Source organism: Streptomyces sp. NPDC028298, assembly GCF_055565895.1.
This window is the reverse complement of the sequence record NZ_JBVHTL010000002.1, coordinates 1,207,849-1,227,252: the sequence shown is the minus strand read 5'-3', so window position 1 is coordinate 1,227,252 and position 19,404 is coordinate 1,207,849. Positions and strand designations below refer to the sequence as shown.

Genomic DNA, 19,404 nt, shown 5'->3' with positions numbered 1-19,404 from the left:
GGGTCCCGGGGGCCTCGCGGGACCGCCCGTCTACCAGATCGCCTCGACCCACTCCGGGTGGTCGATGAACGGGTTGCGGTTGTGCTGGTAGGAGTCGTAGATGACCTGGTTGCGCTTCTCCTCGAAGGCGCTGGGCGGGTCCGCCTCGTTCCACGCCTTGAGCACGGAGAGCTTGCCGATGTACGGGGCGCTGCCGTTGTTGACCTTCTCGTCGGGCTCCAGGTTCGCGAAGCCGTCGTCGCCCTCGTAGCGGACCGCCATGTAGAGGATCATGCGGGCCACATCACCCTTGTCCGCGTCGCGCGGCTCGAAGGAGTCGGAGTCCACCTTGCTGCCGCCGCCGTTGGTGACCGCGCTGCCGCCGTTGTCGAAGTCCAGGTTGCCGCGGATGCTGTTGACCTGGACGTCCGCCGGACGCAGATGATGCAGGTCGGTGCCCGGACCGGTCACCTCGCCGAAGTCGCCGTGCGACTTGGCCCAGGTGTGCTCGCGGTTCCAGTCGCCGACGTCGCCGCCGTTGAGGGACTTGGCCCGGGACACACCGCTGTACAGCAGGATCACGTTGTTGCTGTTGTTCGGGTCCTGGTCGGTGGCCATCAGCGCGTTCCAGACCGCGGAGTACGAGATCTTGGTCTGGCTGCTGATGATGGTGTGCAGCGAGGACTTCAGGCTCGTGCCGGACTTTCCGATCGCGTTCTTGTAGTACGTGCTGTCGTACGCGGTCGTGGTGGCGCTCGCGGGGGTCGCGGTCATCGTCGGAAGGGTGATCCCGACGAGGACGGCGGAGGTGGTCACCGCCAGGGTCTTCCAGCGGCGTATCTGCGTGGCGGGCATCGTGGGGTGTCCGTTCTACGCGGGTTGAATGGAGCGGATAACCGGGAGGGTGACATGGACATGAGGTTCAGGAGGTTAAGGGGGCGTGTTGGTTCTGTGTCGGGATTCAACAACTCGGTTGTTCTTCGCGGGACATGACGGAACGGGTGGCCTCCGGCCGAATCGGTCGGGGGTTGCCGGGCCGTCACGCCAGGACGCCCCGCCGGCCCGGCCGCTTCGGAGGGACGGCTGCCGTGCGTCGCCCGGGTGCCCGCGGTTTCGGCCGCGCCTGCCCCTCGTGGTGTCGGTGGCGCCTGCGGCGCGTGCCCCCCGGCGTGTGCGGTGCCTGCGGGGCCCGCAGTGCCTGCCGGGCCCGAGGCACCTTTCGCCCTGAACTATCCGAGATATCCGAGATGTTCAGCCCCGGTCCCGAACTCCCGTGCCCGGAACATCTGTACAACTATCGGGTGCCCCCGTGAGTCTTCGATGCGAGCGCGCCCTTGGCGCGCTCCGTATCGCTTCAAGGGGATGGGAAGCCTCCATGACTCACCGGATATCCCGGGCTGCCCGTGTGCTCGCAACGAGCCTCGGTGCCGCGGTGATCGTGCCGATCGCGATCGCCGCGGCCCCGGCCGGTGCCGCGCCGGCGCCGACGGTCAGCTGTACGTCGAGCAAGGCCGGCCTGGCCGCCAAGCTGCAGACGGACATCACCGCGGCGCTCGCGAACCGCAGGGGCACCGTCGCGGTCGGACTGTACGACCGCTCCACCAACACCACCTGCACGCTCCGCGCCACCACCTCGTTCGACTCGGCCAGCACGGTGAAGGTCACCGTCCTCGCCACGCTGCTGTGGGACGCGAAGAAGCACAACCGCTATCTGACGAGCACCGAGACCTCGCTCGCCACCAAGATGATCACCCAGTCGGACAACGCCTCGACGACCAAGCTGTGGAACCAGCTCGGTCTGACGAAGATCAAGGGCTTCCTGACCGCGGCCGGGATGACGAAGACCACGCCCGGCACCGGCGGCTACTGGGGTCTGACCCAGATCAACGTCACCGACGAGCAGAAGCTGCTCAAGCTCGTCACCGCCAAGAACACGGTGCTGAGCGACAACTCGCGCGCGTACATCCTGAAGCTCATGGGTCAGGTCGTCTCCTCGCAGCGCTGGGGGACGCCGGCCGGGGCGCCCTCGACGGTCGCCGTGCACGTCAAGAACGGCTGGCTCTCGCGCTCCTCGAACGCCTGGCGGGTGCACAGCCTCGGCACGTTCAACGGCGGCGGCCGTGACTACATGATGTCGGTGCTCACCGTCGGCAGCAGCACCATGGACTACGGCGTCGCCACCATCCAGGCCGTCGCCAAGGTCATCCACAAGGACCTCGTGCCGACCAGCGTCGCCCCCCAGCGGTTCACGCCGACCTCGCAGCCGACGGAGGCCTTCCCGGCCGTCCCGGCGGGCTGACCGGGGCCGGGGAGCCCGCGTCGGCACCTCTCACGCCCTTTCGTACTGCCTTTCGAACTCCGTCGTCCGCCCGCCCGGCCACCGGCCCGGCGGGCGGACGATTGTTGCGGAGGGATGAAATCCGCTTCGCTCGGTGTTGGTCCCTTCCGGCGGAGTGAGATCTACGGAAGGTGCCGGAGTGGCGACGGAACGGGGATGGGCGCGGCGGCTCGCCGGGTACGCCTGGCGGTACCCGAAGGACGTGGTGCTCGCACTCGGGTCCTCCCTGGGCGGCATGGCCCTGATGGCGGTGGTCCCGCTGATCACCAAGGTGATCATCGACGACGTCATCGGCGACCACAGCCGGGGCATGGCCCCCTGGGCGGGCGCGCTGCTCGGCGCCGCCGTCCTCGTCTACGCCCTCACCTTCGTCCGCCGCTACTACGGCGGCCGGCTCGCGCTCGACGTCCAGCACGACCTGCGGACCGACATGTACGAGACGATCACCCGGCTGGACGGGCGGCGTCAGGACGAGCTGTCCACCGGACAGGTCGTGGGCCGCGCGACCAGCGACCTCCAGCTCATCCAGGGCCTGCTGTTCATGCTCCCGATGACCATCGGGAACGTCCTGCTCTTCCTGATCTCCCTCGGGATCATGGCCGCGCTGTCCCTGCCGCTCACCCTGGTCGCGCTGGCCGTCGCCCCGGCCCTGTGGTTCGTCGCCAAGCGCAGCCGCTCCCGGCTGCACCCCGCCACCTGGTACGCGCAGGCGCAGGCCGCCGCCGTGGCCGGTGTCGTGGACGGCGCCGTCAGCGGCGTCCGCGTGGTGAAGGGCTTCGGCCAGGAGGATCAGGAGACCGGCAAACTGCGCGAGGTCGGCCGGCGGCTCTTCGCGGGCCGGCTGCGGACCATCCGCCTCAACGCCAAGTACACCCCGGCCCTCCAGGCCGTGCCCGCCCTCGGCCAGGTCGCGATGCTCGCGCTCGGCGGCTGGCTCGCCGTGCGCGGCGAGATCACGCTCGGCACGTTCGTGGCGTTCTCCACCTACCTCGCGCAGCTCGTCGGACCGGTGCGGATGCTGGCCGTCGTGCTGACCGTCGGACAGCAGGCCCGCGCCGGCGCCGAGCGCGTGCTGGAGCTCATCGACACCCGGCCGTCGATCAAGGACGGCACCAAGACCCTGCCCGCGGACGCGCCCGCCACCGTCGAGTTCGACGACGTGTCCTTCGGCTACACCCCGGACCGGCCCGTCCTGGACGGGCTGAGCTTCGAGATCCGGCCCGGCGAGACCCTCGCCGTCGTCGGCTCCTCCGGCTCCGGCAAGTCGACCGTCTCGCTGCTGCTGCCCCGCTTCTACGACGTGACGCACGGCGCCGTCCTCATCGGCGGGCACGACGTTCGCGAGCTCACCACCGAGTCCCTGCGCGCCGCGATCGGGCTCGTCCCCGAGGACTCCTTCCTCTTCTCCGACACCGTGCGCGCCAACATCGCCTACGGCCGCCCCGACGCCACCCAGGACGAGATAGAGACCGCCGCCCGCGCCGCCCAGGCGCACCGCTTCATCGCCGAGCTGCCCGCCGGCTACGACACCAAGGTCGGCGAGCACGGCCTCACCCTCTCCGGCGGCCAGCGCCAGCGCGTCGCGCTCGCCCGCGCCATCCTCACCGACCCGCGGCTGCTCGTCCTCGACGACGCCACCTCCGCCGTGGACGCCCAGGTCGAGCACGAGATCCACGAGGCGCTCGGCCAGGTCATGCGGGGCCGCACGACCCTGCTGATCGCCCACCGCCGCTCCACCCTCAACCTCGCCGACCGCATCGCCGTCCTGGACGGCGGCCGGCTCGCCGACATCGGCACCCACGACGAGCTCCAGGCGCGCTCGGCGCTCTACCGGCGGCTGCTCACCGACCCGGACGAGCTGGGCGGGGTCTCCCCGGGCCACGCCCTGCCGGCCGCGCCGCGGGAGGACAGCTCCGTACGCGAGGAGCTGGACGCCGAGTTCGACGCCGAGCGCGGCGTCACACCGCACCTGTGGACCGGCGACCGCGAGCCCCGCGACAACGCGCTCGAAGGCATGCCCGCCACCCCCGGACTGCTCGCCCAGGTCGAGGCGCTGCCCCCGGCCACCGACGTGCCGGACGTCGACGAGGTCCGCGCGGTCACGCCCGAGGACTCCTACGGACTGCGCCGGCTGCTGCGCGGCTTCGGCGCCCCGCTGCTCGTCAGCCTCGCCCTGGTCGCCGTCGACGCGGTCATGACGCTGCTGCTGCCCATCCTGATCCGGCACGGCATCGACCAGGGCGTCACCCGGCTCGCGCTCGGCGCGGTCTGGGCCGCCGCCGCGCTCGCGCTGATCACCGTGCTCGTCCAGTGGGCCGCGCAGATCGGCGAGACCCGCAAGACCGGCCGCACCGGCGAGCGGGTCCTGTACAGCCTGCGTCTGAAGATCTTCGCGCAGCTCCAGCGCCTCGGACTCGACTACTACGAGCGCGAGCTCACCGGCCGGATCATGACCCGGATGACGACCGACGTCGACGCCCTGTCCACGTTCCTGCAGACCGGGCTGGTCACCGCGTTCGTCTCCGTCGTCACCTTCTTCGGCATCATGGCCGCCCTGCTCGTGATCGACGTACAGCTCGCGCTGGTCGTCTTCGTGACGCTGCCGCCGCTGGTCGTCGGCACGTTCTTCTTCCGCCGGGCGAGCGTGAAGGCGTACGAACTGGCCCGCGAGCGGGTGTCCCTCGTGAACGCCGATCTCCAGGAGTCGGTGTCCGGGCTGCGGATCCTCCAGGCGTTCCGGCGCGAGGGCGCGAGCGGGCGGCGCTTCGCGGAGGGCAGCGACAGCTACCGCAGGGCGCGCATCCGCGGCCAGTGGCTGATCTCCGTGTACTTCCCCTTCGTCCAGCTCCTGGCCTCGGGGGCGGCGGCGGCCGTGCTGATCGTGGGCGCCCACCGGATCGACTCCGGAACGCTCACCACCGGCGCGCTGGTCGCCTACCTCCTGTACATCGACCTGTTCTTCGCGCCCGTGCAGCAGCTCTCGCAGGTGTTCGACGGCTACCAGCAGGCCACCGTGTCGCTGGGCCGCATCCAGGAGCTGCTCCGGGAGCCGACCTCGACCAAGTCCGCCGACGCGCCGCTGGACGTGCCCTCGCTGCGCGGCGAGATCGCCTTCGAGGACGTCGGCTTCGCCTACGGCGGCGCGGACGACGCCGAGGAGGCGCTCAGCGCGGTGTCCCTGCGCATCCCCGCCGGGCAGACCGTCGCCTTCGTCGGCGAGACCGGCGCGGGCAAGTCGACGCTCGTGAAACTGGTCGCCCGGTTCTACGACCCGACGTCCGGGCGGGTGACGGTCGACGGCATGGACGTGCGCGATCTGGACATCACCGCCTACCGGCACCGGCTCGGCGTCGTGCCCCAGGAGGCCTACCTCTTCCAGGGGACCGTCCGCGACGCCATCGCCTACGGCCGTCCCGGCGCCGGTGACGCCGAGGTGGAGGCCGCCGCCCGCGCGGTCGGGGCGCACGACATGATCGCCACCCTGGACGGCGGCTACCTCCACGAGGTCGCCGAGCGCGGCCGCAACCTCTCCGCCGGCCAGCGCCAGCTCATCGCGCTGGCCCGCGCCGAGCTGGTCGACCCGGACGTGCTGCTGCTCGACGAGGCCACGGCGGCGCTCGACCTGGCGACCGAGGCCCTGGTCAACCAGGCGACCGACCGGCTGGCGGGCCGCCGTACGACGCTGGTGGTCGCCCACCGGCTGACGACGGCGGCCCGCGCCGACCGGGTCGTCGTGATGGACCACGGCCGGGTCGCCGAGGACGGCACCCACGAGGAACTGCTCCGCCTGGACGGCCGCTACGCCGCGCTGTGGCGGACCTTCGTGGGCGCTCCCGAGCCCGAGGAGCCGGTCAGCTCCTCGGCTTGATGCCGGAGATCTTCTTCGTCGCCAGGTCCGACTGCACCGTCAGATAGGTGTACGTCGGGTGCGCGGCGGAGCCCCAGGTGAGCCGGACCGTCGACCAGGTGTGCCCGGCGCCGCTGTCGCCCGCCGTCACCTTCCAGGCGCTCGGCACGTCCTGGGCGCGCAGCACCCCGTCCGCGTGCTGCCGGTGCTCCCAGCCGGTGAGCTGGGTGCGCAGTGCCGGGGTCAGGTAGAAGGACCGCAGCCGGGTGCTCAGGGTGCCGGAGTCCCCGTCGGTCACGGCGTCGATGTAGGCGCCGTAGAAGTCGGCCACGCGGTCGTAGGCGGGACCGTTGCTCCCGCTGCGGGCGGGCGGTGCCGCGGTGGAACTAGCGACGGCCGGCACCGAGGCGCCGACGGCGATCAGCAGGGCCGCGGCGACGACCGCGCGGCCGGTGGTGAGGGAGGACTTGGTACCGGACATGGTGAACCGCCTTCGTTTCCTCATGAGTCGGGCCCGAGAAGCGGACCCGTGAGTTGGACTCGGGAGAAACAGGCACCGTTGTATCCAAAGAAGGCAAAAACCTCGCAAGGTGGCATGCGCGGCCGGTGAGTTCGTAGCGGTACGCAACCATCCGCCGTACGTCCTGCGTCCGTACACCAGTACGCTGATTGCTGCGGGAGGGACGACAGTGGACAGTGGTGCGATACGGCGACGGCTGGCGCTCGGCCTGGCCGTGCTGACCGCGGGCGGACTGCTCGCCTTCATGAGCGCGGGCAGCGCCCAGGCGGCCTCCTCCTCCTGCTCGGGCCGCAAGGTCCGCACCCTGCCGTTCACGACCGGCTCCGTGCAGGTGTACAAGCGCAGCGGCTACGTGTGCGCCGTGACCTTCCCCGAGGCGCGGGGCTCGCGCAAGCGGATGTCCGTCAGCGTGCAGGCGCGCGGCGGCCGGCCGGTGGTGGACTCCGGACACTTCGCGCATCACGCGGGCCCGGTGACCCTGTACGCGGGTCACCGCTGCGTCCGGATCAAGGGCTCGGTCGGCTCGGGCTCGGTGAGCTCCGGCTGGATCCTGTGCTGATGCACGTATGACCCAAGACCCCCTGGTGTCACGGGAGTTGCTCCGTTAGGTTCCGGCGGACAACCGCGTATTCCCAGGGGAGGGTGCATGCGCAAGGCGCTCAGAGGGCTGCTCGTGCTCACGGTGCTCATCGGCACGCTGAGCACGGCCGGGACGGCCACCGCCGTCCGGTCCGAGGCCCACGGCACCACGGCGGCAACCAGCACGGCGGACGACGCCAAGGACATCCTGGACCGGCTGCTCGCGATCCCGGGCATGAGCCTCGTCCAGGAGAAGCCGTACACCGGCTACCGGTTCTTCGTCCTGAACTACACCCAGCCCATCGACCACCGGCACCCGTCCAAGGGCACGTTCCAGCAGCGGATCACCGTGCTGCACAAGGACACCTCGCGCCCGACGGTCTTCTACACCGGCGGCTACAACGTCTCGACCACGCCCAGCCGGCGCGAGCCGACCCAGATCGTGGACGGCAACCAGGTCTCCATGGAGTACCGCTACTTCACGCCGTCCCGGCCCGAACCGGCCGACTGGTCCAAGCTCGACATCTGGCAGGCGGCGAGCGACCAGCACCGCGTCTTCGAGGCGCTGAAGCCGGTCTACGACAAGAAGTGGATCTCCACCGGCGGCTCGAAGGGCGGCATGACCGCCACGTACTACGAGCGCTTCTACCCGCGCGACATGGACGGCGTCGTCGCCTACGTCGCGCCCAACGACGTCGTGAACGACGAGGACTCGGCGTACGACCGCTTCTTCCGGCAGGTCGGCACCAAGGAGTGCCGCGACCGGCTGAACGCCGTGCAGCGCGAGGCCCTGGTGCGCCGCGAGCCGCTGGAGAAGAAGTACGCCCAGTACGCCGCCGACAACGGCTACACCTTCACCACGGTCGGCAGCCTCGACAAGGCGTACGAGGCGGTCGTGCTCGACTACGTGTGGGGCTTCTGGCAGTACAGCCTGCTCAAGGACTGCGACACGATCCCCGCGGACGCCGCGCACGCGAGCGACGACGACATCTGGAACTCCGTCGACACCATCTCCGGGTTCTCGTTCTACACCGACCAGGGCCTGGAGCCGTACACCCCGTACTACTACCAGGCGGGCACCCAACTGGGCGCGCCCACCATCCACTTCCCGTACATCGAGAAGAAGTACGTCCGCTACGGCTACCAGGCCCCGCGCACCTTCGTGCCGCGCTCCATCCCGATGAAGTTCCGGCCGTCGGCGATGCGTGACGTGGACGGCTGGGTCCGCAGGAACGCGCACCACATGCTGTTCGTCTACGGCCAGAACGACCCGTGGGGCGCCGAGCGGTTCCGTCTCGGATCCACGGCGCGCGACGCGTACGTCTTCACGGCCCCGGGCCTGAACCACGGCGCCAACGTCGCCGGGCTCGTCGCCGACGAGAAGGCGCTGGCCACCGCCCGCATCCTCGACTGGGCGGGCGTCGCCTCCGCGACGGTCCAGGCGGACCCCTCGGCGGCCCGGCCGCTCGCGCGGTTCGACGCGAAGCTGGACCGCCGCGACACCGAACGGGACATGACCCTGCGCCCGTGACCGGAACACGGCCGCGCCCGCCCCTGCGCACGGGGGCGGGCACGGCCGCGCGGCGCTAGTACCTGAGCCCGTACCCGATCGGGTACAGCACCTGCGCCGGGTCGTCCGCCCGTTGCACCGGCACCGGCAGGGCGCCGCGCGGCTCCACCCGGCCGGCGATCACCCGGGCGGCGGCGCGCACTTCGACGTCGGTCCAGGAGTACGAGGCCAGGCAGGCGTCGACGCCCGGGATCTGGGCGATGTCGTACGGGTTGCGGATCGCGACGGCCGTCACCGGCACACCCGTGGCGACCAGGCGGTCGACCAGGGTCTTCTGGGCCCCGGTCGCCGTGAGGTTGTACGTCAGGGCGACCACCGCGTCCGCGTCGGCCGCCGCCGTGACGGCCTTGGCGATCGTGGCCGCCGACGGGGCCGTGCCCGTGGACAGGGCCGTCGCCGTGAAGCCCAGTCCCGTCAGCGCGGCGGCCATGACGGTGGTGGGCGGACCGTCGGACAGCGACGGCGAGGCCGGATCGGCGCCCACCACCAGCACCCTCGGGGTGCGCAGCCGGGACAGCGGGAGCAGCCCCTCCTCGTTGACCAGCAGGGTGGTGGTGCGCTCGGCGATCCGGTCGGCCGCCCTGAGGTGCTCCGGGACGCCGACCACCCGGTCCACGGCCGCGTCACGGACGTACGGGTCGCTCAGCACCCCGTGCTTCGCCTTGAGCCGCAGGATGCGCAGGATCGATTCGTCGAGCCGGGCCTCGGTCAGCTCACCGCCGCGCACGGCGTTCAGCACCGCGTTCCACGCGACGTTCAGGTCCGGCGGGTTGAGGAGCTGGTCGACACCGGCCTTGAGCGCGAGGACGGGGACGCGGTCGTCGCCGTACTTCGTGCGCACGCCCTCCATGCCCAGCGAGTCCGTCACCACGACGCCGTCGTAGCCGAGTTCGCCGCGCAGGATGCCGGTGAGGATCGGGTGGGAGAGGGTGGCGGGGTCGCCGGCCGGGTCGAGCGCGGGGACCATGATGTGCGCGGTCATGATCGAGTCGATGCCGGCGCGGATCGCCGCCCGGAAGGGCACCGCGTCGAGCTCCGACCACAGTTCGCGGCTGTGGGTGATGACGGGGAAGCCGAAGTGGCTGTCCACTGCGGTGTCGCCGTGACCGGGGAAGTGCTTGGCCGTCGCCGCGACCCCCGAGCTCTGGTATCCCTTCACCTCGGCCGCCACCAGGCCCGCGACCGCGTCCGGATCGGCGCCGAAGGAGCGCACGCCGATCACCGGGTTGGCCGGGTTGACGTTCACGTCGGCGTCGGGGGAGTAGTCCTGGTTGATGCCGATCGCGCGCAGCTCGGCACCGCTGATCCGGCCCACCGTGCGCGCGTCGGACCGCGAACCGCCCGCGCCCAGCGCCATGGCGCCCGGGAACAGCGTCGCGGGCTTGCCCACCCGGGCCACTATCCCGTGTTCCTGGTCCGTCGAGATCAACAGCGGCAGCCCGCGCGGCAGTTCCAGTGAGGCGCGCTGGATCCCGTTCGACAGGGCGGCGATCTGGTGCGGATCGCGGGTGTTGTGCGCCCAGGCGAAGTAGATGATGCCGCCGACGCGGTACTTGGCGATCAGCTCGGCGGCCGTGCGGACGCCGATCTCCTTGAGGTTGGCGTCGATGTCGGCCTGGTCGGGCGCGGTGGCCGAATGGCCGTACACCCGCATGACGAAGAGCTGGCCGACCTTCTCCTCCAGTGTCATACGGGAGATCAGGGCGCGCAGGGCCTTGTCGGAGCCCGGGCGGGCCTGTGCCGCGTGGGCGGCGGGGGTGCCGGCGGCCAGCGCGGCGGTGACGCCCGCCGTGGCGGCGAGAACCGTGCGCCGGGAGGGCCTTGACGGTCTGTCCGGTCCGGCCGGCCCGGACGGTCTTGCGGTGCTTCCCGTGCTGGAGTCGCGCACAAGCGCTCCTTCCCTCGTGAAGGAAACTTCCGAGGGGTCACGATTATCCGGGAAGTTTCTTCCAGTCAAGGGTGTGCGCAGTACGGGCGGGTCGTCGGAGCCGGGTGCGTGGCCCGGGCGGGACGTGGGGGCCGTTCAGCCGCGGTCCGCCACCGAGGGCCAGTGCGCCTGGAGGGTGCGGACCGTCTCGGCGATCGCCGGCCGGCGCGCCGCCCCCGCGCGCCACAGCGCGTACAGCCGGCGGACCGGCAGCGGGTCGAGCGACACCTCCACCACCCCCTCGGGCAGGGGACCGCGGCCGAGGCGCGGGATGAGGGCGACACCGAGACCGGCGGCGACGAGGGCGATGAGGGTCGGGTTCTCCTCGGCCTGGTGGACGATGTCCGGCTCGCTGCCCGCCGCGCGCAGGGTGCGCACCAGCCAGTCGTGGCAGACCCGCCCCGGCGGCTGGCAGATCCACCGCTGGCCGGCCAGGTCCTCGCGCCGCACGGAGGCCCGCCCGGCGAAGGGATGCCCGGCGGGCACGAGCAGATCGCACAGGTCGTCGCCGATCACCGCCTGCTCCACCCCCGGCGGGGCGGGCAGCGGGGAGATGTCCCAGTCGTGCGCGACGGCCAGGTCGACCGCGCCCCGGGCGACCAGGTCGACGGACAGATGCGGGTCGATCTCCGTCAGCCGGGTGTCCAGGGCCGGATGCCGGGCGGCCAGGTCGGCCAGCACCGCGGGCAGCAGACCGCGAGCCGCCGAGGCGAACGCGGCCACCGTCAGACGCCCCGCAGGCAGCCCCCGGCGTTCCTCCAGTTCGGTCTCCGCGCGCTCCACGATCGCCAGCAACTCCTGCGCGGTCGAAGCGAGTTGTTCGGCCTGCTCGGTGAGCCGGACACCGCGTCCGCGCCGCTCCAGCAGGACGGTCCTCGTCTCCCGCTCCAGCTTCGCGATCTGCTGGGACACGGCCGAGGGCGTGTAGCCGAGCGCGGCCGCGGCGGCGCCGACCGTACCGTGCACCGAGACGGCGTGCAGGGCCCGCAGGCGCTGGAGATCGAGCATGGAGGCCTCCCGGTCCGCGATGTCGCTCCCCGCCAGTTTACGTAAGCGTTGCTTCATCCATCCATGCAGACATTCGCGCTGGTGCTACACGGTCGTTGCGTCCGATGCTCGACGCATGCGACCCGCACACATCAGCCTCGCCGTCCTCGTCGCCGCCGTCTGGGGCGTGAACTTCACCGTCATCGAGGTCGGACTCGACCACTTCCCGCCGCTCCTCTTCTCGGCCCTGCGCTTCCTCGTGGCGGCCCTGCCCGCCGTGTTCTTCGTGGGCCGCCCCAAGGTGGCGTGGAAGTGGATTGTGGCGGTGGGACTCGTCCTCGGCGTGGCGAAGTTCGGACTGCTGTTCATCGGCATGGACGCCGGGATGCCCGCCGGACTGTCCTCCCTCGTGCTGCAGATCCAGGCGGTCCTCACCGCCGTCTTCGCCTCCGCCTTCCTCGGCGAACGCCCCACCCGCGTCCGGCTCGCCGGCATGGCCGTGGCCCTCGCCGGAGTGGGCCTGGCCGCCGTCGACGAGGGCACGGCCGGCCCCCTCGGCGCCTTCGCCCTGGTCGTCGCGGCGGCGGCCTGCTGGGGACTGTCCAACGTCCTCACCCGCAAGGCCTCCCCGCCCGACCCGCTGAACTTCATGGTGTGGGTGAGCACGGTCCCCGTCCTGCCGCTGCTCGGCCTGTCCCTGTTCACCGAGGGCCCCTCCCGCGACCTCGACGCGCTCGGCGCCCTGGACGTCCAGGGCATCGGAGTCGTCGTCTACGTCGCCTGGATCACGACCGTCTTCGGCTTCGGCGCCTGGGGCTGGCTGCTGCACCGGCACCCCGCGTCCACCGTCGCGCCCTTCTCCCTGCTCGTCCCGGTCTTCGGCATGTCCTCGGCCGCCCTCTTCCTGCACGAGTCGATCGGCCCGCTGCGGTGGGCGGCGGCGGCCCTGCTGGTCGGCGGGGTGGCGCTCACCTCACGGACGCCACGCGCGGTCCAGTCGGCGGACGCTCCGGCGCCGGAACGGGCCGGGGCGCCAGCATGACCCCATGGCCGTCGTCGACATCCCCGGTTCCAAGTCCATCACCGCCCGCGCGCTCTTCCTCGCAGCGGCGGCCGACGGGGTCACCCGCCTCGTCCGCCCGCTGCGCTCGGACGACACCGAGGGCTTCGCGGAGGGCCTGAGCCGGCTCGGCTACCGCGTCGGCCGGACCCCGGAGAGCTGGCACATCGACGGCCGCCCGCAGGGTCCGGCGGCGGAACGGGCCGACGTGTACTGCCGGGACGGCGCCACCACGGCCCGCTTCCTGCCGACCCTGGCCGCCGCCGGACACGGCACCTACCGCTTCGACGCCAGCGCACAGATGCGCCGCCGCCCCCTCGGCCCCCTGTCCCAGGCGTTGCGGGACCTGGGCGTGGACCTGCGGCACGAGGAGGCGGACGGTCACCATCCGCTGACCATCTCGGCCTCCGGGGTGGAGGGCGGCACGGTCACCCTCGACGCGGGCCAGTCCTCCCAGTACCTCACCGCCCTGCTCCTGCTCGGCCCGCTGACCCGCACCGGCCTGCGCATCGAGGTCACCGACCTGGTCTCCGCCCCCTACGTCGGCATCACCCTCGCGATGATGCGGGCGTTCGGGGCGCAGGTGACGGTGGACGGCGACGTCTTCGAGGTGGCGCCCGGCGGCTACCGGGCCACCACCTACCCCGTCGAACCCGACGCCTCCACCGCGAGCTACTTCTTCGCCGCGGCCGCCCTGACCGGCCGCGAGGTCACCGTCCACGGCCTCGGCGCGCAGGCGCTCCAGGGCGACCTCGCCTTCGTGGACGTCCTGCGCCGGATGGGCGCGTACGTGGAGACCGGCCCCGACCGCACGACCGTGCGCGGCACCGGCGAACTGCGCGGCCTCACCGTCAACATGCGGGACATCTCCGACACCATGCCGACCCTCGCCGCGATCGCGCCCTTCGCCTCGGGACCGGTCCGCATCGAGGACGTCGCCAACACCCGGGTCAAGGAGTGCGACCGCCTGGAGGCCTGCGCGGAGAACCTCCGGGCACTCGGCGTCCGGGTGGAGACCGGCCCCGACTGGATCGAGATCCACCCGGGCGTCCCCGCCGCCACCGAGATCAGGACGTACGGCGACCACCGCATCGTCATGGCCTTCGCGGTCACGTCGCTGCGCGCCCCCGGCATGACCTTCGACGACCCCGGCTGCGTCCGCAAGACCTTCCCCGCCTTCCACGAGGTGTTCGGGGCCTGGGCCGCCACCGGGACCGACGGCTGAGCGGGACCGGCGACCGGCGCCCGCGTCTTGTCGGGAAGATCCGGGGCGGCTAGCTTCGCGACGGACGGCGCCGACAGCGCCTGAGACCCGACCGGGAAGCGGTGAACAGATGTCCTCCGGTGCCTCCGTTGTCACACTCGCCGTCGTCGGCGCCGGGGACCGGGGGACCGGTCACGCGCGCTGGGCCCTGGACCACCCCGGGCGGGCCGAGGTGGTGGCCGTCGCCGAACCCCGCCGGACCCGGCGCGAGCGGTTCGCGGCCGCCCACGGACTCGAACCGGACGCCGCCGTGGACGACTGGCGGGTGCTCGCCGCCCGCGGCCGGATCGCGGACGCGGTACTGGTCTGCACCCTCGACCGCGAACACCTCGAACCCGTCCTGGAGTTCGCCGCCCTCGGCTATCACATCCTGCTGGAGAAGCCGATGGCCCTCACCGAGGACGAGTGCCGGCGCATCGTCGACGCGGTGGAGAAGGCCGGTGTGATCCTCGCGGTCGGACACGTCCTGCGCTACACCCGGTACACCCGCGCCGTGAAGGAGATCGTGGACTCCGGCCGGCTCGGGGACGTGATCAACGTCCAGCACCTGGAGCCCGTCGGCTTCTGGCACCAGGCCCACTCCTTCGTCCGCGGCAACTGGGGCCGCACGGACCGGGCCACGTCCATGCTGATGGCCAAGTCCTGCCACGACATCGACTGGTTGCAGTACATCCTCGGCCAACCCCCGGTCCGTGTCTCCAGTTTCGGACGCCTCTCCCACTTCCGGCCCGAGAACAGGCCCGAGGGCGCGGCCGACCGCTGCCTCGACTGCGCGGTGGAGCAGACCTGCCCCTACTCCGCCCGGCGCGAGTACGGCGACCGGCTCGCCCGCGGCGAACACCACTGGCCGCTGAGCGTGCTCCTCGACGACTACACCCCCGAGGCCCTGGAGACCGCCCTGCGCGAGGGCCCGTACGGGCGGTGCGTGTACGCCTGCGACAACGACGTGGTCGACCACCAGGTGGTCTCGATGGAGTTCGCCTCCGGGGCCACCGCCACCTTCACCATGACCGCCTTCACCGAACAGGCCGACCGCCGGACCCGGATCTTCGGGACCCGCGGCGAACTGCGCGGCGACGGCGGGAGCCTGAGCGTCTACGACTTCCTGACCCGGACCGAGGAGGCCGTCGACCTCGCCGCGCCGGGCGCCATGGACGCGGCGGGCGGCCACGGCGGGGGCGACGCCGCCCTGATGGACGCGTTCGTCGCCGCCGTCGCCACCGGGAACCCCGGCCTCGTGAAGTCCGGTCCCCGGGAGTCCCTCACCAGCCATCTCACCGTGCTGGCCGCCGAACGTGCCCGCCGCGCGGGCACCGTCGAGGCCGTATAACCGCTGGACACGGGCCGCCCGCACCGCGTAGGAATCGCAGCGGACACGACCGGATCGGCGAAGGGACGCGGGGCGTTGGGTTTCCAGTTGGAGGGGCCGGTCCTCGAAGGCACGCTGGTACGGCTGGAGCCGCTCGGCCACCGGCACGCGGCCGACCTCGCCGAGGCGGCCGAGGAACGCCGGGACTCGTACGCGTTCACCTGGGTGCCCCGGGCCGACGAGGTCGGGGACTACGTCGACGCGCAGCTCGCCCGCGCCGCGACGGGCAGGCTGGCGCCCTACGCGCAGATCTCCCTCGCCTCTGGACGGGCGGTCGGCGCCACCTCGTACTGGGAGCCGCGGTGCTGGCGGTCGGACGACCGGCTGGACGCCGTCGAGGTCGGCTTCACCTGGCTCGCCGCCTCCGCCCAGGGCACCGGCCTGAACGCCGAGTCCAAGCTCCTCCTCTTCCGGCACGCCTTCGAGGAGTGGGGTGTGGCACGCGTCGACCTGAAGACCGACGCCCGCAACGCCCGCTCCCGCGCGGCGATCGCGAGCACCGGCGCCCGCCTGGAGGGGGTCCTGCGCAACTGGTCCCGCTCCTGGGCGCCCGGCGAGGAAGGCCTGCTGCGCGACTCCGCGGTCTTCTCCGTGACGGCGGCCGAGTGGCCCGAGTGCCGCGACCGGCTGACCGCGCGGGTGGCGGGGGCGTCGTCCGCGGCGGGCGGGGCGACGGCCCGGTAGCGGGGCCCTCGCCGGGGCGCGGGGAGTCCCGGCCCTGTGTGCCGGGTGTGGCGTGGGGGCGACGGAGGCGCGGTTGATCCACCGGGCCCCTGGACCCGGGAGCCGGGAATCGGAAACGATCTGCCCATGAGCACGTACGACGATCTCGCGGGCGGCGCCCCGGCGCCCGAACCGCGGTCCTTCCTGATCCTGCACGGCTGGCAGAACCACCGCCCGGAGGGCCACTGGCAGCACTGGCTCGCCGGGCGGCTCCGAGAGCTGGGGCAGCACGTCGTCTATCCGCAGCTCCCGGACGCCGACGACCCGGATCCGGAGGTGTGGCTGGCCGAGCTGGCCCGCCACTTGGACGCCCGGGGCGGCTCCGAGCGCGTGGTCGTCGCCCACAGCCTGGGGGCCGTGCTGTGGCTGCGGGCCGCCGCCCGCGGGCTGCCCGGCGTCGCGGGCGTCGACCGGGTGCTGCTCGTCGCCCCGCCGTCCGCCTCCGTCCTCGCCGGGCTGCCCGAGATCGCCGGATTCACCCTGACCGAGAAGGACTTCACCCTCCCCTGTCCCACCCTGCTGGTCGCGGGCGACGACGACCCGTACTGCCCCGAGGGCGCCGACACGGTCTACGGCGACCCCCTGGGCGTACCGGCCCGGATCCTGCCCGGGGCCGGGCATCTCGGCATGGACGCGGGGTACGGGCCCTGGCCCGCGGTGCTGGAGTGGTGTCTGGACGGGACGGCGCCGCTCACCGCCCGCGCGGGCTAGTGTGCCGGCCGACCCGCTGACCGCGCGGGCCCTGCCGCTGTCCGGGGACGCCCACGTGCCGGTCGCGGACACCTCCCTGCTCGTCGGGGACGCCCGGCCGCTGGTCGTGGGCGCCCGCCCGCTGGTCGCGGGGATCGAACAGGGAGGCGGTCTGCGGGCGGTGCGCCGGGCGCTCGGGGACGACGACCGTGCCCCGGCGCCGGCGCTGCGAGGACCGGCTCCAGTCCCCGTCGCCGAGCACGAGCTGCGGGTCGAACATCACGACCACTCCGGCCAGGATCAGGAAGACGACCGGTCCGATGAGCATGGGGAGCAGGATCGAGGCCGGTGAGCTGTTGCCGTACAGCCCGGACACGTAGGACGCGTCCGTCGCGCCGCGCAGATGCACGCCGAGGGCGGACATGGCGGTGTAGTGCGTGCCGGTCAGGGCGACGCCCATGAGGAGGCAGGCGCCGAGGGCGGCCGTGAAACCCCGGTAGGAGGCGGCCGTCCACAGCGCGGCGGTGGCGGCGGTGACCGCGAGCAGCACGGAGGCCGACACCATGAACGAGTCGTAGTCCAGGGAGCCGTTCAGCTCGATCGCGGCCATGCCGATGTAGTGCGTGGCCACCACGGCGAGCCCGGTGAGGATCCCGGCCGCGGTGAGGGTGACGGGGGTGGCGCCGCGGTATCCCACGGCGAAGACGCCGAGGCCGACCGTCACGATGGCCACGACGAGGCTGAGCGAGGTGAGACGGGGGTCGTAGTCGATCGGGATCCCCTGGATCCTGAAGCCGACCATCGCGACGAAGTGCATGGTCCAGATGCCGCAGCCGATGGTCGCCGCCCCGAGGGCCAGCCAACCCGGCTTCCACGACTGCCGGTTGTTCAGGGACCGGACGACGCAGCGCAGCCCCAGGGCGCTGCCCAGACAGGCGACGAGATAGGAGGCCGCCGGAGTCACCGCCCCGAACTCGAAGCCCTCCACGGTGCCTTGCATATATGCCAACTCCCCCTGGGTACGGGTTACTTGGGGGAGTACGGTCCCGCACCCAGGTTGCGTGAGCGGTTCCGTACGGTAGGTGTTTGAGTTAACTCTGCGATGCGGCTTCGTTCAACGGGCGGACGGGTTGTCCGCACTCCGGACAGCGCGGCCCCGGGCGCGGTGTGGTGGTCCGGCTCATTCCCGGCCGGCGCGCAGGTCGAGCCGCCAGTCCTGGCCGGTCAGGTCCGCGCCGAAGGACCGGTGCGGCTTCTCGGCGACCAGGGCGAAGCCGTGGCGCTGGTAGACGCGCCGGGCGGCGGTCAGGACGTCGTTGGTCCACAGGACGAGCTCGTGGTAGCCGACCCCGCGGGCGAAGTCGGTGACGGCGCCGACTAGACGGTCGCCGATGCCGAGGCCCCGCGTCTCCGGCTCGACCAGCAGCAGCCGGAGGCGGGCGGTGCCGGGGGCGTCGTCCCGTACGCACATCACACAGCCGACGGGCCGGCCGTCGAGCTCGGCGATCCACACCCGTTCCAGGTGGGGGTCGTGGTCCTCGGCGAAGTCGGCGACGATCCTCGCGACCAGGCCCTCGTAGTCGGCGTTCCAGCCGTACTCGGCCGCGTACAGCGCCGCGTTGCGCTGGACGATCCAGCCGAGGTCGCCGGGGCCCGGTTCGCGCAGGAGGACGTCCTCGGGGCCGGGGGTGGCCCGTCCGTCCCCCAGGAGGGTCCGTACCGTGCGCATCGCCTCCGTGAGGCGGGGGCGGTCGGCGGGCGGCACGGTCGCCAGCAGGGTGCCCACGGTCTGGCGGGCCCGTTCGTCCAGCAGCGCGGCGGCTTCCCGGCCGCGTGCGGTGAGCGTGATTCGGCGGCGCCGCGGATCCTTGTCGGACGGGGTGCGTTCGACCAGTCCGTCCTGCTCGAACTTGTTCAGGATCCGGCTCAGGTAGCCGGAGTCCAGGGCGAGTTCGGTCCGCAGGTCGGCGGCGTCCGCCTGTGGGGTGTGCGCGAGTTCGTACAGGACGCGGGACTCGGTCAGCGTGTACGGCGCGTACAGGTGGCGGCCGTAGTCGAGCGCGCCGATGACGTTCGTGTAGAAGCGGTTGAAGGAGCGGATGTCCTGGACGGTCATGATCGGCCCCCGAGGTCGGCTGAACACGGTGTCGGCCTGCTCCGCCTGGATACCTGACCCAGTCAGAGATATCGCCACCCCGAGCATAGAACCGGTCCGACCCTCGGGCCTACCCTCCGGCCGCGGGTCCGGCCGGTGGGCGGGTCCCGGGCCGCGCCGGTACATCCGCCCGTCGCCGTTGGGTGAGTGGTGACCGTGGGCAGCGACGGGCATGTGATGTACCGGCCCGTCCCCTCCCGCCGGATCCCGACTGCGGGTGCGCGGTCCACATTCCACATACCAACCCCGGCCGGCGAAATTTTCAGCCTCTCCGGCGTTTGAGGAGCGGGGTCTGGGGCGGAGCCCCAGGTGCGATGGGGGTCCCCCCTGGTCGAGCGAAGCCGAGACCTTGGGGGAGGGTAGGGGCGGAGGGGGCGAAGAAGGGCTTTTCCCCAA

At 72.2% G+C, this 19,404-nt stretch carries 15 protein-coding genes; 9 read left to right on the top strand and 6 right to left on the bottom strand.

Annotated features, from left to right (window positions below; all coding sequences use genetic code 11):
- Window positions 1-30: 30 nt before the first annotated feature.
- On the bottom strand, window positions 31-834 hold the full coding sequence (locus ACZ4TO_RS13870) for an endonuclease I family protein (protein ID WP_468024243.1): 804 nt from the start codon (window positions 832-834) through the stop codon (window positions 31-33).
- Window positions 835-1,354: 520 nt separating this feature from the next.
- Between ACZ4TO_RS13870 and ACZ4TO_RS13865 the strand changes: the two genes are divergently transcribed.
- Window positions 1,355-2,278 (top strand): serine hydrolase, encoded by a 924-nt coding sequence (locus tag ACZ4TO_RS13865; protein ID WP_382789852.1) that lies wholly within the window; start codon window positions 1,355-1,357, stop codon window positions 2,276-2,278.
- 178 nt (window positions 2,279-2,456) lie between these two features.
- Window positions 2,457-6,185, top strand: coding sequence for an ABC transporter ATP-binding protein (locus tag ACZ4TO_RS13860; RefSeq protein WP_468024242.1), 3,729 nt, complete (start codon window positions 2,457-2,459; stop codon window positions 6,183-6,185).
- On the opposite strand, the gene ACZ4TO_RS13855 is transcribed toward ACZ4TO_RS13860, so the two are convergent.
- Window positions 6,169-6,645, bottom strand: coding sequence for a hypothetical protein (locus tag ACZ4TO_RS13855; protein ID WP_468024241.1), 477 nt, complete (start codon window positions 6,643-6,645; stop codon window positions 6,169-6,171). The two genes, ACZ4TO_RS13860 and ACZ4TO_RS13855, sit on opposite strands and share 17 nt — an antisense overlap.
- Window positions 6,646-6,853: 208 nt before the next feature.
- Here ACZ4TO_RS13855 and ACZ4TO_RS13850 point away from each other — a divergent pair, with 208 nt between their 5' ends.
- Together ACZ4TO_RS13850 and ACZ4TO_RS13845 are read left to right on the top strand one after the other, a co-directional pair.
- Window positions 6,854-7,243, top strand: coding sequence for a hypothetical protein (locus tag ACZ4TO_RS13850; protein WP_355775025.1), 390 nt, complete (start codon window positions 6,854-6,856; stop codon window positions 7,241-7,243).
- A gap of 87 nt (window positions 7,244-7,330) precedes the next feature.
- The gene (locus ACZ4TO_RS13845; RefSeq protein WP_468024240.1) at window positions 7,331-8,794 is read left to right on the top strand and encodes a S28 family serine protease; all 1,464 of its coding nucleotides are present in this window, start codon (window positions 7,331-7,333) and stop codon (window positions 8,792-8,794) included.
- A 55-nt stretch (window positions 8,795-8,849) separates the two neighbouring features.
- On the opposite strand, the gene ACZ4TO_RS13840 is transcribed toward ACZ4TO_RS13845, so the two are convergent.
- Both ACZ4TO_RS13840 and ACZ4TO_RS13835 read right to left on the bottom strand, forming a co-directional pair.
- On the bottom strand, window positions 8,850-10,721 hold the full coding sequence (locus ACZ4TO_RS13840; RefSeq protein ID WP_468024239.1) for a glycoside hydrolase family 3 protein: 1,872 nt from the start codon (window positions 10,719-10,721) through the stop codon (window positions 8,850-8,852).
- A 135-nt stretch (window positions 10,722-10,856) separates the two neighbouring features.
- The gene (locus tag ACZ4TO_RS13835; RefSeq protein ID WP_382790449.1) at window positions 10,857-11,768 is read right to left on the bottom strand and encodes a LysR family transcriptional regulator; all 912 of its coding nucleotides are present in this window, start codon (window positions 11,766-11,768) and stop codon (window positions 10,857-10,859) included.
- 115 nt (window positions 11,769-11,883) lie between these two features.
- Between ACZ4TO_RS13835 and ACZ4TO_RS13830 the strand changes: the two genes are divergently transcribed.
- From ACZ4TO_RS13830 to ACZ4TO_RS13810, 5 genes are all read left to right on the top strand, one after another.
- Complete coding sequence (locus tag ACZ4TO_RS13830; RefSeq protein ID WP_468024238.1) at window positions 11,884-12,789, top strand: EamA family transporter; 906 nt, start codon at window positions 11,884-11,886, stop codon at window positions 12,787-12,789.
- Between the two features lie 4 nt (window positions 12,790-12,793).
- Complete coding sequence (gene aroA / locus ACZ4TO_RS13825; protein WP_468024237.1) at window positions 12,794-14,032, top strand: 3-phosphoshikimate 1-carboxyvinyltransferase; 1,239 nt, start codon at window positions 12,794-12,796, stop codon at window positions 14,030-14,032.
- 109 nt (window positions 14,033-14,141) lie between these two features.
- Entirely contained in the window at window positions 14,142-15,401 is a 1,260-nt protein-coding gene (locus ACZ4TO_RS13820) for a Gfo/Idh/MocA family protein (RefSeq protein WP_468024236.1), read from the top strand.
- Window positions 15,402-15,476: 75 nt separating this feature from the next.
- Window positions 15,477-16,124: a GNAT family N-acetyltransferase gene (locus ACZ4TO_RS13815; RefSeq protein ID WP_382789830.1), complete on the top strand. Its 648-nt coding sequence runs from the start codon at window positions 15,477-15,479 to the stop codon at window positions 16,122-16,124.
- 126 nt (window positions 16,125-16,250) lie between these two features.
- Window positions 16,251-16,874 (top strand): RBBP9/YdeN family alpha/beta hydrolase, encoded by a 624-nt coding sequence (locus ACZ4TO_RS13810; RefSeq protein ID WP_382789827.1) that lies wholly within the window; start codon window positions 16,251-16,253, stop codon window positions 16,872-16,874.
- On the opposite strand, the gene ACZ4TO_RS13805 is transcribed toward ACZ4TO_RS13810, so the two are convergent.
- Window positions 16,855-17,853, bottom strand: a complete 999-nt coding sequence (locus ACZ4TO_RS13805) for an MHYT domain-containing protein (RefSeq protein ID WP_385043648.1) — start codon at window positions 17,851-17,853, stop codon at window positions 16,855-16,857. The genes ACZ4TO_RS13810 and ACZ4TO_RS13805 overlap by 20 nt on opposite strands.
- A gap of 180 nt (window positions 17,854-18,033) precedes the next feature.
- Window positions 18,034-18,969: a bifunctional helix-turn-helix transcriptional regulator/GNAT family N-acetyltransferase gene (locus tag ACZ4TO_RS13800; protein WP_468024235.1), complete on the bottom strand. Its 936-nt coding sequence runs from the start codon at window positions 18,967-18,969 to the stop codon at window positions 18,034-18,036.
- Window positions 18,970-19,404 lie beyond the last annotated feature (435 nt).